Raw genomic sequence first — 12,036 nt, 5'->3', positions numbered from 1 at the left:
CGGCGCTGCTTCCACTCCCTCTCCCCACCGGGGCGAGGGCTGGGGTGAGGGGCCACTCTGGCGACGGCCTCCCATGCCCGTCGCGCCTGCGCAGGCAGGAGCCCGGCGCGGCAAGGCCCGCTTGCCGGCTCGCCTCGAATCCGGTTTTTTGGACGGCGCCTTCGGTTGGCGACCGCGGTCGGTCGTAACCGTCGAGCGTTGTTGGGGACGCATCCGCAAGCCCCGGCCCCTCACCCCGGCCCTCTCCCCGAAGGGGAGAGGGAGCCTGCCGGGAGGTTCCCGGCGATGACCGCGAGCGCAGGCCAGCAGGCGCCCTTGCGCCCCCTCGCCATCCTCGGCGGCACCTTCGATCCGGTGCACCTGGGCCACCTCAACGCCGCGTGGGAGGCCGCCGAGCTGCTCGACGCCGAAGTGCGCCTGCTGCCGGCCAGGGTGCCGCCGCACCGCCCGCCGCCGGTCGCCGGCGCGGACCAGCGCGTGGCGATGCTGCGGGCGGCCCTGCGGGGACAGCCGCGCCTGGTGCTGGACACCCGCGAGCTGGAGCGGGACGGTCCTTCCTACACCGTCGACACCCTCGCCGCGCTGCGCGCGGAGCAGGGCGCGCGGCCGCTGGTGCTGCTGGTGGGCGAGGACGCCTTCGCCGGGCTGCCGTCCTGGCATCGCTGGCGCGAGCTGTTCGGGCTGGCGCACCTCGGCGTGCTGACGCGGCCGGGCGCGGAGCCCGCCTGGCCGGAAGCGCTGCGCGAGACCGTGGCGCAACGGCTGGCCGGCGATCCGGCGATCCTGCGCCGCGAGCCCGCCGGCCGCGTGGTCGCGCTGCCGGTGACGCCGCTGGAAATCTCCGCCACGCGCGTGCGCGAGCTGCTCGCGGAGGGACGCGAGCCGCGCTACCTGTTGCCGGCGGCGCTGTTCGACGACCCGGCGCTGCTGGCGCCGTACCGGGCGGTCGCCGGCGGCTGACGGGCGTCGCCGGCGCGCGCCGCTGCGCACACTTGTACCGGCTGTGGCGCGGCTGCGATGCGTTCCTGTCCGACCGCAACGGCTCCTGCGGCCGGTACGTCTGCCTGCGCTGCCGCCAGCGGGCTCGCCGCCGCGCTCAGCCCCGGCGCGGAATGAAGCGCAGCGCCACCGAGTTCATGCAGTAGCGCAGGCCGGTCGGCGGCGGGCCGTCGTCGAACACGTGGCCGAGGTGGCTGTCGCAGCCGGCGCAGCTCACCGCGGTGCGCTGCCAGCCGAAGCTGTCGTCCTCGGTCTCGACCACGTTCTGCCTGGCGATCGGCTGCCAGAAGCTCGGCCAGCCGGTGCCGGAGTCGAACTGCGTGGCGGCGTCGAACAGCGCGGTGTCGCAGCCGGGGCAGCGATACAGGCCGGGCACCGGCGGTTTCTCGTGCGGGCCGCTGAAGGCGCGCTCGGTGCCGTTGCGGCGCATCACGTCGAACGCCTCGTCGGACAGGCGCTGGTGCCATTGCGCGTCGCTCAGCGCCAGCTTGCGCACGTGGCAGGGGCCGAGGTAGTGGCCGTCGTCCGCGTAGCAGGCCAGCAGCACGTCGGCGCCCGGCGCCGGCGCGGCCGGCGGCGGCGCCGCGTCGCGCGCGCGCAGCCGCGGCAGCAGCACGCCGCCGAGCGCGGCCGCCGCGCCGCCGGCCAGCGCGGCGCGCAGGAAGCGGCGGCGTTCCAGGGCGAGGGTTTCGTCGAGGCGGGACATGGGGACCTCCGGGTCGGTGCGGTGTTTCGGGCGGGCGTGTCGCGGCCGGAGGCCGCTCCCACGGGGCGGCAGCGGCTTTGCGGGAGCGACCTCGGGCCGCGATGCCGCGAGTTGGAGCGGCATCCCTGCCTCAGCCGAAGGTGAACGCATAGGCCCGCACGCCAGGGTCGAGGAACTCGATCTCGAACAGCCGCTCGCCGCTGCCGTGCGCCTGGCGCACCAGCTGGTACAGCCGCTGCGTGGTCACCGTGCCGTTGCCGTCGGCGTCCGTGTCCATGCCGTGGTCGGCGCCCGGCGGCCTGCCGTCGATGCGCACGCGGAAGCGCACCGGCCCGCCGTCGCCGCCGGGACCGAGCACCAGGTGCAGGTCGCGCCCGCGGAAGCGGTAGGCGATGCGGCCGCCCGCGCGCTCCAGCGCGGCGTTCTCGTCGTGCACCGTCCAGCGGCCGTCCAGCGTCCACTGGTTGAGGGCCGGCGCGGCCGGCGCGCGGTAGTCCCACGGCTCGTCGTGCGCCGCCGCTCCGCCGGCGAAGCCCTCGGCGCGCGCGTAGCCCACGTAGGTCTCCGGCGAGCGTCGCGCGTCGCCCGAGCCGGCCGCTTCCGCGCCGGTGGCGCCGGGCTGCACGTAGCCGCCGGGCAGGTCCTTGTAGCCGGCCTCGGCCAGCAGCTGGCGGATCACGTCCTCGCCCTGCGCGTACTCGCCCTCGCCGAAGTGGTGCGCGCGGATGCGGCCCCGGGCGTCGACGAAGTAGTGCGCGGGCCAGTACTCGTTGTCGAAGCCCTTCCAGATCGCGTAGTCGTTGTCGAGCGCGACCGGGTAGTCCACGCCCAGCTCCTTCACCGCGCGCGCCACGTTGGCCGGCTCCTTCTCGAAGGCGAACTCCGGCGCATGCACGCCGATCACCACCAGGCCGTGGTCGCGGTACTTGTCGGCCCAGGCGCGCACGTAGGGCAGCGAGCGCAGGCAGTTGATGCAGGAGTAGGTCCAGAAGTCGACCAGCACCACCTTGCCGCGCAGCGCCTCGCGGGTCAGCGGCGGGCCGTTGAGCCATTGCGTGGCGCCGTCCAGCGGGGGCAGCTCGCCCTCCACCGGCGGCGGCGCGCCGGCGGCGCGCGGGGCTTGCGGCTGCGGCGCCGGGCGCACGCCGTCGAGCAGCCGCTGCTCGATGCCGCCGGTGCTGGCCAGCGAGACGCGCGCGAGCACGCCGGTGTCCAGCCCCAGCGCGATCGCCGCCACGCCGGCCAGCACCAGCACGCCGAGCGCGCGGCGCACCCATTCGCCGGCGCCCAGCGAGCGCTTCATCAGCGCGAACACCTTGCCGCCGATCAGCAGCGCCAGCGCCAGCGAGGTGGCCGCGCCCAGCGCGTAGGTGAGCAGCAGCAGGGTGGTCCGCACGCTGGCGCCATTGAGCGCCGCGCCGGTCAGCAGCAGGCCGAGGATCGGCCCCGCGCAGGGCGCCCACAGCAGGCCGGTGGCCACGCCCAGGCCGAACGAGGCGGCGGCCGAGTCGCCGCCGTCGCGCGCCGAGCGCTGCGACAGCCGGTTGCCCAGCGCCACGAACGGCCGCGCGATCCACTCGGCGACGTGCGCGGAGAGCAGGCCGAGGCCGAGCAGGGCCAGCACCGCCAGCGCGATCCAGCGGCCGTACTGGTTGGCGCGGATCGCCCAGCCGCCGCCCACCGCCGCCAGCGTGGCGACCAGCGCGAAGGTGAGCGCCATGCCGGCCAGCAGCGGCAGCCCGCTGCGCGCGAACGGCCGGTCGGCGCGCGCGAACACGAACGGCAGCACCGGCAGGATGCACGGGCTCAGGATGGTCAGGACGCCGCCGAGGTAGGCGAGGATCAGCACGAGCATGGATGCGTTTCCGTGGGGGCTTGGCCGGGCATTCGCTGCCGGCGGGGATGAAGTTACTCCGGTGTCCGGCCGCGAAGGCATCTCCACGCGGCCACGGAGTAACCGCGGCAGTCCCCGCCGCGAATCCGCCAGCATGTGGGACTTGACCGCCGCCGCGCCGATGCGACTAGATGACGCCCTTGTCCTCCGGGCGGATTCCCGCGTCCCCGTGCCAGCCGACCCTCCCGCCAGCGAGACCAGCGACCAGCGCCGCGCCGCGTGGATGGCCGCCGCGCAGGCCGGCGACCGCCGCGCCTACGAGCGCGTGCTGGCCGACTCGGTGCCGCTGATCCGCGCGGTGGCGCGCCGCCAGGGCGTGCCGGCGGACGCGCTGGACGACGTGGTGCAGGAGACCCTGCTCAGCGTGCACCGGGTGCGCCACACCTACGACCCGGCGCGCTCCTACGACGCCTGGCTGGGCGCGCTGGCCGCACGCCGCGCGATCGACGCGCTGCGCGGCCACGGCCGCCGCGCGCGGCGCGAGGTGAGCGACGAGCTGGCGCTGGAACGCCACGCCGGCGCCGACGACGCCAGCGCCGATGCCGAGCGCGCGCAGCAGGCGGCCCGGCTGCGCGCGGCGATCGCCGCGCTGCCGCCCGGCCAGCGCGAGGCGGTGGAGCAGCTCGGCCTGCGCGAGCGCTCGTTGGCCGAGGCGGCGCAGCGCACCGGCCGCCGCACCGGCGCGCTGAAGGTGAACCTGCATCGCGCGCTGAAGGCGCTGCGCACGCGCTTCCACGGAGACGACTGAACCGCCATGACCGATCCGCGCTCCCACGACAGCCTGATCGCCGCGCTCGGCGCCGAGCTGGCGCCGGTGCGCCGGCTGCCGCCGCCGTGGCGGCGCACGCTGGGCTGGCTGCTGGCGGTGGCGGCGATCGCCGCCGCGCTGTTCTGGCACTACGGCGCCGGCGGCATGCTGGCGCGCTGGCGCGGCACGCCGGACCTGGCCTGGGCCGGCATCGGCGCGCTGCTCACCGCGGTCGGCGCGGCCTGGGCCGCGTTCGCGCTGGCGGTGCCCGGGCGCAGCGCGCGCTGGGCCTGGCTGCCGCTGCCCGGCGCGCTGCTGTGGATCGGCGCCAGCGGGCTGGGCTGCCTGCGCGGCTGGGTCGCGCCGGCCACCCACGTCGCCGCGCTGCGCGAGGCGCCGGACTGCCTGGCGTTCATCGTCGCCTTCTCGGTCCCGCTGTCGGCGCTGCTGGTGTGGCTGCTGCGCCGCGCCGCGCCGCTGCGGCCGGTGCTGACCGCGGTGCTGGCGGGGCTGGCCAGCGCGGCGGCCTCGGCGACGCTGCTGGAGATCTGCCACGCCTTCGACGCCAGCGCGACCGACCTGGCGATGCACGCGCTCGCGGTGGCGCTGGTGGTGGCCGCCAACGCGGCGATGGGCGGGCGGCTGCTGTCGAAGGCCGCGTAACCGCGGCGGCGTCGGCGGCGAAGGAAGCGCTGGAGGCCCCGCGCCTCCATCCCTTATCTTTCCGAGGACACCACCATGAAAGCACGCATTCCCGTCGTCCTGGCGCTCGCCATGCTCTGCGGCGCGCCGGCCTTCGCGCAGGACGCCACGGCGCCGGCCGGCGCCGGCACCGCCATGCAGCAGGACGGCATGCGGCACGATGCGACGATGAAGAAGGACGACGCCATGAAGGGCGAGGCGATGAAGTCCGGGAAGGACGCGATGAAGCCGGGCCACAAGGCGATGAAGCGCCACGCCAGGGACGCGGGCGGCGGCATGTCCGGCGACGCGATGAAGTCCGACGGCGGCAAGTAGGCCGTGGCGCGGCGGCCCGCGCCGGCCGCCGCGGAAATCTTTACGCGATCTATACGGGGTAGCGGCTTCCCGCTACCCCTTTCTTATGCGCCGGTTCCTACAGTGCGCGCCGTTCGCTACGAGGAGACGGCGCCCTTGGACGTCATCTATCTGCTTTTCGCCTTCGTGCTCACCGCGGCCACGGTCGGCTTCCTGCTGGTCTGCGACCGCCTTGGCCGGCGCTGAGCCGCAGCGCGACTTCCCGAAGGATTTTCCCCCATGACCCTGATCTACGGGCTGGCCATCGCCATCGCGGTGGCGCTCGCCGGCTACCTGTGCGTGGCCCTGCTCAAGCCGGAGTGGTTCGAATGACCGCCAACGACTGTCTCCAGGTCGGCCTGTTCCTGGCCGTGCTGCTGCTGCTGGTGAAGCCGATGGGCGCCTACATGGCGCGGGTGTTCGCCGACGCGCCCAACCGCGTCACCCGCTTCGGGGCGCGCGCGGAGCGCGGCATCTACCGCCTGTGCGGCGTCGACCCGGCCGAGGACATGGGCTGGAAGCGCTACGCGCTGGCCATGCTGGCGTTCAACGTGCTCGGCCTGCTCGCGGTGTATGCGCTGCAGCGCCTGCAGCCATGGCTGCCGCTCAACCCGCAGCACTTCGGCGCGGTGTCGCCCGACTCGGCGATGAACACCGCCATCAGCTTCGCCAGCAACACCAACTGGCAGGGCTACGCCGGCGAGTCGACGATGAGCTACCTGACCCAGATGCTGGGCCTGGCGGTGCAGAACTTCCTTTCCGCCGCCACCGGCATCGCGGTGCTGGTGGCGGTGGTGCGCGGCTTCGTGCGGCGCAGCGCCCAGGGCCTGGGCAATTTCTGGGTGGACCTGGTGCGCGGCACGCTGTACGTGCTGCTGCCGCTGTCGCTGCTGATGGCGCTGCTGCTGGTGTCGCAGGGCGTGGTGCAGAACTTCAAGCCCTACGTGGACGTGCCGCTGGTGCAGGCCAGCAGCTACACGGAGACGCTCAAGGACGCCGCCGGCAACGCGCGCAAGGACGCGGCCGGCCACGCGCTGACGCGCGAGGTCGCGGTGACCGCGCAGACCCTGCCGATGGGCCCGGCCGCCTCGCAGATCGCGATCAAGCAGCTGGGCACCAACGGCGGCGGCTTCTTCAACGCCAACTCCGCGCATCCGTTCGAGAACCCGACGCCGTTTTCCAACTTCGTCGAGATGCTGGCGATCTTCCTGATCCCCGGCGGGCTGTGCCTCACCTTCGGCCACATGGTGGGCGACCGCCGGCAGGGCTGGGCGCTCCTCGCCACGATGCTGCTGATCTTCGTCCCGCTGGCGCTCGGCGCGGTCGCGGCGGAGCAGGCCGGCAACCCGGCGCTGCACGCTCTGGCGGTGGACGCGCACGCCTCCGCGCTGCAGGCCGGCGGCAACATGGAGGGCAAGGAGACGCGCTTCGGCATCGTCTCCTCCGGCCTGTTCGCAGCGATCACCACGGCCGCCTCCTGCGGCGCGGTGAACGCGATGCACGACTCGCTGACCCCGCTGGGCGGCCTGGTGCCGATGTGGCTGATGCAGCTGGGCGAGGTGGTGTTCGGCGGCGTCGGCTCGGGCCTGTACGGCATGCTGGCCTTCGCCGTGGTGGCGGTGTTCATCGCCGGCCTGATGGTGGGGCGCACGCCGGAATACCTGGGCAAGAAGATCGAGGCGCACGAGATGAAGATGGCCAGCCTGGCCGTGCTGCTGCCGTGCGCGCTGGTGGTGATCTGCACCGCGGTCGCCGTGCTGGTGCCGGCCGGCGTGGCCGGCATCGCCAATCCCGGCGCGCACGGCTTCAGCGAGGTGCTCTACGCGGTCAGCTCCGCCTCCAACAACAACGGCAGCGCCTTCGGCGGGCTCTCGGCGAACACGCCGTTCTGGAACGTGCTGCTGGGCCTGTGCATGTTCTTCGCGCGCTTCCCGCTGGCCATCGCGATGCTGGCCATGGCCGGCTCGCTGGCCGCCAAGCGCCACGTGCCCGAATCGGCCGGCACGCTGCCCACGCACACCCCGCTGTTCGTGGTGCTGCTGGCCTGCGTGGTGATCGTGGTCGGCGCGCTGACCTTCCTGCCGGCGCTGGCGCTCGGGCCGATCGCCGAATACCTGATGTCGGGACATTGATCGATGAATACGCATTCCCATGCCGTCCGCGGCCTCGACCGCGCGCTGGTCCTCAAGGCGGTGGCCGATTCGTTCCGCAAGCTGTCGCCGCGGTTGCAGTTCCGCAACCCGGTGATGTTCGTGGTGTTCGTGTGCAGCGTGCTGACCACGCTGCTGTGGGTCCAGGCCGTCGCCGGCCACGGCGAGGCGCCGGCCGGCTTCATCTTCTGGGTCGGCGTGTGGCTGTGGTTCACGCTGCTGTTCGCCAATTTCGCCGAGGCGCTGGCGGAGGGCCGCGGCAAGGCGCAGGCCGCCGCGCTGCGCAGCTCGCGCAAGGACGTGGTGGCGAAGAGGCTGGCCGCCGCCGAGCGCAACGCCGCCATCACCTTCGTGCCGTCCAGCGAGCTGCGCGCCGGCCACTACGTGCTGGTCGAGGCCGGCGACCCGGTCCCGGGCGACGGCGAGGTGGTGGCCGGCGCCGCCAGCGTGGACGAGAGCGCGATCACCGGCGAGTCCGCGCCGGTGATCCGCGAGTCCGGCGGCGACCGCAGCGCGGTCACCGGCGGCACCAAGGTGCTGTCGGACTGGCTGGTGGTGCGCATCACCCGCAACCCCGGCGAGAGCTTCCTCGACCGCATGATCGCGATGGTGGAGGGCGCCGCGCGGCGCAAGACGCCGAACGAGATCGCGCTGACCATCCTGCTGGCCAAGTTCACGCTGATCTTCCTGCTGGCCTGCGCCACGCTGCTGCCGTACTCGATCTACAGCGTGCAGGCGGCGGGCCAGGGCCACCCGATCACGCTGACCGTGCTGGTCGCGCTGCTGGTGTGCCTGATCCCCACCACCATCGGCGCGCTGCTGTCGGCGATCGGCATCGCCGGCATGGACCGGATGATCCGCGCCAACGTGATCGCCACCTCCGGCCGCGCGGTGGAGGCGGCCGGCGACGTGGACGTGCTGCTGCTGGACAAGACCGGCACGATCACCCTGGGCAACCGCCAGGCGGTGGCCTTCCATGCCGCGCCGGGCGTGGAGGAGCGCCGGCTGGCCGAGGCCGCGCAGCTCGCCTCGCTGGCCGACGAGACGCCGGAGGGGCGCAGCGTGGTGGTGCTGGCCAAGGAGCGCTTCGGCCTGCGCGAGCACGCGCTGGAAGCCCTGCACGCGCAGTTCGTGCCGTTCAGCGCGCAGACCCGCATGAGCGGCGTGGACATCGGCCGCCGGCGCATCCGCAAGGGCGCGCTGGACGCGGTGGAGCGCCACCTGGAATCCCGCGGCAGCCACCTGCCGCCGATGGTCAAGCGCATGGCCGAGGACGTCGCGCGCCGCGGCGCCACGCCGCTGGTCGTGGCCGAGGACGACGCGGCGCTCGGCGTGATCGAGCTGAAGGACATCGTCAAGGGCGGCATCAAGGAGCGCTTCGCCGAGATGCGCCGGATGGGCATCAAGACCGTGATGATCACCGGCGACAACCCGCTCACCGCGGCGGCCATCGCCGCCGAGGCGGGCGTGGACGACTTCCTCGCCGAGGCCACGCCGGAGACCAAGCTCAAGCTGATCCGCGACATCCAGTCCGAGAACCGGCTGGTGGCGATGTGCGGCGACGGCACCAACGACGCGCCCGCGCTGGCCCAGGCCGACGTGGCGGTGGCGATGAACACCGGCACGCAGGCGGCCAAGGAAGCCGGCAACATGGTCGACCTGGACTCCAACCCGACCAAGCTGATCGAGGTGGTGGAGATCGGCAAGCAGATGCTGATCACCCGCGGCGCGCTGACCACGTTCTCCATCGCCAACGACATCGCCAAGTACTTCGCGATCATCCCGGCCGCCTTCGCCACCACCTACCCCGCGCTCGACGCGCTGAACGTGATGCGCCTGGCCACGCCGCAGAGCGCGATCCTGTCGGCGGTGATCTTCAACGCGCTGATCATCGTCTTCCTGATCCCGCTGGCGCTGAAGGGCGTGAAGTACCGCGCGCTGGGCGCCGGCGCGCTGCTGCGCCGCAACCTGCTGGTCTACGGCCTGGGCGGCATCGCGGTGCCGTTCGTGGGCATCAAGCTGATCGACATGCTGCTGGTCCTGCTGGGACTGGCCTGACTCGCCGCGCCGGCGCCGCCGCAGGGCGACGCCGGCGCGGACACCCCCACCGTCTTTTTCCCCGAGGCCAACCATGCAAACGCTCAGGCTCTCCATTTCGCTGCCGGACGACACGCACCCCGACATGGAACTGCGGCTGTCGGCCAACGACGCCGACTGCGACGTCGTGATCGCGCTGCCCGGCGGGCCGCGCCCGCCGGGCAAGGGCGGGCGCTCCCTGCACGACACCGAGTCGCCCGACAGCGACGACTACGTGCTGGGCGGCTACGCCGGCATCTGAGGCATCCGCGCCGTCGCCACGGCGAGGATTCATCCACCGACAAGACGGTCCCCGTGGACCGGCAATCCAAGGTATCTATGCGCTACGTGAAAGCTTTTCCGCTGGCGGCCGTCATCGCCATGACGCCGCTCTCCCAGGCCCTGGCCGGCGCGCTGGACGCCCGGCCGGCGACCGTCGTCGCGGCGACGGCGGACCAGGTGGCCGCCGCCGAGCCGGCGCCGCCGCCGTCCAGCGGCGACTGTTCGCGGGGCTTCTTTTCGCGCCTGGCCGCGGCCTACCGCGAGGACGCGCAGCCGGCCGACCCGAACGCCCCCGCGCCGGAGCGCCGCGCCATGGACGCGCCGCTGGACGCGCCGCCGTTCCCCAACGGCGAATGGCAGCTCGGCGGCGTGCCCGCGCCCATCGGCGTGCCGGTCGCCTACGGCCAGTACCCGGTGCAGAAGGCGCTGGCATGCACGAAGCTCGGCGGCTGGATGAAGCGCCACCGCATCGAGGTCAACGGCTGGATCAATCCGTCGGCCAACGCCAGCTCGTCCAGCTTCACCAACTATCCGCTGTCATACGCCACGCGGCCCGACCGCGTGGAGTTCGACCAGCTGGTGCTCAACGTCACCCGCGCGGAAGACACCGTGCAGACCGACCACGTGGACTGGGGCTTCAACATCTCCACCCTGTACGGCTACGACTACCACTACACGGTGACCAAGGGCGTGTTCAGCAACCAGCTCCTGAACCACCCCAATTCGAACGGCCCGCTGCCCGGCAAGGTCTACGGCATCGACCCCATGCTGTTCTACTACGACCTCTACATCCCCACGGTCGCCGAGGGCATGGTGGTCCGCATCGGCCGCTACCTGTCGCTGCCCGACATCGAGGCGCAGTTCTCCCCGCAGAACTACCTGCTCACCCATTCGATCCTGTACACGGTCGACCCGTACACCCAGACCGGCATCATGACGACCACGCGGCTGAGCCGGCAGTGGACGCTGCAGATCGGCGTGAACGCCAGCAACGACACCGCGCCGTGGAACCGTTCGGCGCGCCCGGCGCTGCAGGCCTGCGTGCGCTGGGTGTCGGCCGACAACAACGACATGCTCTACCCCTGCATCAACAACTGGAACACCTCCGACTACAACTACAACAACGTGCAGATGTACGTGATGACCTGGGGCCACCGCTTCAGCCGCAAGGTGCACATGCAGACCGAGGGCTACTACATGTACGGCCGCAACGTCCCGGGCTTCGGGCCGGGCGGCGAGCCCGGCGTGGTGGCCTCGTCGCCCTATCCGGGCAAGGCGGCCGAATACGGCGTGGTGAACTACCTCAACTTCGAGCTGAGCTCCAGCAGCATGCTGACGTTCCGCAACGAGTTCTACAACGACCAGAAAGGCCAGCGCACCGGCTACGCCACGCACTACAGCAGCCATACGCTGGGCATGACGCACTGGGTGTCGCCGGACCTCGAAATCCGCCCGGAGCTCCGCTACGAGCGCTCGTACGACGTGGACGCCTACGACGGCGGCAAGAAGAACTACCAGGCCGTCGCGCTGGTGGATGCCATCCTGCACTTCTGAGGACGACGGACATGGGCAAACTCGTTCGCAATGCGCTGGCCATGCTGGTGCTGATGACGGCGCTCACCGGCGTCGCCTACCCGCTGGTCGTCACCGGCCTGGCCCGGCTGCTGTTCCCGGCCCAGGCCGACGGCAGCCTGGTGACGCGCGAGGGCAAGCCGGTCGGCTCCGCCCTGATCGGCCAGTCGTTCACCGACCCGAAGTACTTCTGGGGCCGCCCGTCGGCGACCAGCCCGATGGCCGACAACGCCGCCGCGTCCGGCGGCTCCAACCAGGGCCCGACCAACCCGGCGCTGACCGACGCGGCCAGGCAGCGCATCGCCGCGCTGCGCGCGGCCGACCCGGGCAACGCCGCGCCGGTGCCGGTCGACCTGGTGACCGCCTCCGGCAGCGGCCTGGACCCGGACATCAGCCCGGCCGCCGCGCGCTACCAGGTCTCGCGCGTGGCCCGCGCCCGCGGCCTGCCGCCGGACCAGGTGCTGGCACTGGTCGAGGCGCACACCCGCGGCCGCCAGTTCGGCGTGCTCGGCGAGCCGCGGGTGAACGTGCTCGGGCTCAATCTTGCGCTCGATGCCCTGCGGAAGCGCTAACG

At 72.8% G+C, this 12,036-nt stretch carries 12 protein-coding genes; 10 read left to right on the top strand and 2 right to left on the bottom strand.

The annotated features are described in order from the left end of the window. The first annotated feature begins 285 nt into the window (after positions 1 to 285). Positions 286 to 960, top strand: coding sequence for a nicotinate-nucleotide adenylyltransferase (gene nadD / locus C7456_RS04940; RefSeq protein ID WP_109722652.1), 675 nt, complete (start codon positions 286 to 288; stop codon positions 958 to 960). Positions 961 to 1,096: 136 nt separating this feature from the next. On the opposite strand, the gene msrB is transcribed toward nadD, so the two are convergent. Both msrB and C7456_RS04930 read right to left on the bottom strand, forming a co-directional pair. Next, the gene (gene msrB / locus C7456_RS04935; protein WP_109722651.1) at positions 1,097 to 1,705 is read right to left on the bottom strand and encodes a peptide-methionine (R)-S-oxide reductase MsrB; all 609 of its coding nucleotides are present in this window, start codon (positions 1,703 to 1,705) and stop codon (positions 1,097 to 1,099) included. A gap of 130 nt (positions 1,706 to 1,835) precedes the next feature. Then, positions 1,836 to 3,560 (bottom strand): cytochrome c biogenesis protein DipZ, encoded by a 1,725-nt coding sequence (locus C7456_RS04930; protein ID WP_109722650.1) that lies wholly within the window; start codon positions 3,558 to 3,560, stop codon positions 1,836 to 1,838. Between the two features lie 262 nt (positions 3,561 to 3,822). On the opposite strand from C7456_RS04930, the gene C7456_RS04925 reads away from it, so the two are divergent. The 9 genes from C7456_RS04925 (at position 3,823) to kdpC (ending at position 12,034) form a co-directional block, all read left to right on the top strand. Continuing rightward, positions 3,823 to 4,347, top strand: a complete 525-nt coding sequence (locus C7456_RS04925) for a sigma-70 family RNA polymerase sigma factor (protein WP_109722789.1) — start codon at positions 3,823 to 3,825, stop codon at positions 4,345 to 4,347. A 6-nt stretch (positions 4,348 to 4,353) separates the two neighbouring features. After that, positions 4,354 to 5,010, top strand: coding sequence for an NrsF family protein (locus C7456_RS04920; protein ID WP_109722649.1), 657 nt, complete (start codon positions 4,354 to 4,356; stop codon positions 5,008 to 5,010). Positions 5,011 to 5,085: 75 nt separating this feature from the next. Then, positions 5,086 to 5,364: a pentapeptide MXKDX repeat protein gene (locus tag C7456_RS04915; protein WP_139942897.1), complete on the top strand. Its 279-nt coding sequence runs from the start codon at positions 5,086 to 5,088 to the stop codon at positions 5,362 to 5,364. Positions 5,365 to 5,622: 258 nt separating this feature from the next. Continuing rightward, a complete protein-coding gene (gene kdpF / locus C7456_RS04910) occupies positions 5,623 to 5,715 on the top strand; it encodes a K(+)-transporting ATPase subunit F (protein ID WP_109722647.1) in 93 nt (30 codons plus the stop codon). Next, a complete protein-coding gene (kdpA, locus tag C7456_RS04905) occupies positions 5,712 to 7,514 on the top strand; it encodes a potassium-transporting ATPase subunit KdpA (protein ID WP_109722646.1) in 1,803 nt (600 codons plus the stop codon). Before kdpF ends, kdpA begins: the two co-directional genes overlap by 4 nt. A 3-nt stretch (positions 7,515 to 7,517) precedes the next feature. Beyond that, on the top strand, positions 7,518 to 9,590 hold the full coding sequence (gene kdpB, locus C7456_RS04900) for a potassium-transporting ATPase subunit KdpB (protein WP_109722645.1): 2,073 nt from the start codon (positions 7,518 to 7,520) through the stop codon (positions 9,588 to 9,590). A 73-nt stretch (positions 9,591 to 9,663) separates the two neighbouring features. Further along, positions 9,664 to 9,870, top strand: a complete 207-nt coding sequence (locus C7456_RS04895) for a hypothetical protein (protein WP_109722644.1) — start codon at positions 9,664 to 9,666, stop codon at positions 9,868 to 9,870. Positions 9,871 to 9,989: 119 nt separating this feature from the next. Then, positions 9,990 to 11,444, top strand: a complete 1,455-nt coding sequence (locus C7456_RS04890; protein ID WP_109722788.1) for an outer membrane beta-barrel protein — start codon at positions 9,990 to 9,992, stop codon at positions 11,442 to 11,444. Between the two features lie 11 nt (positions 11,445 to 11,455). Continuing rightward, positions 11,456 to 12,034: a potassium-transporting ATPase subunit KdpC gene (gene kdpC, locus C7456_RS04885; protein WP_109722643.1), complete on the top strand. Its 579-nt coding sequence runs from the start codon at positions 11,456 to 11,458 to the stop codon at positions 12,032 to 12,034. Positions 12,035 to 12,036: the final 2 nt, after the last annotated feature.

The sequence above is a fragment of the Fulvimonas soli genome, from assembly GCF_003148905.1.
Lineage (GTDB): Bacteria > Pseudomonadota > Gammaproteobacteria > Xanthomonadales > Rhodanobacteraceae > Fulvimonas > Fulvimonas soli.
This window is presented reverse-complemented; position numbering and strand designations above follow the sequence as displayed.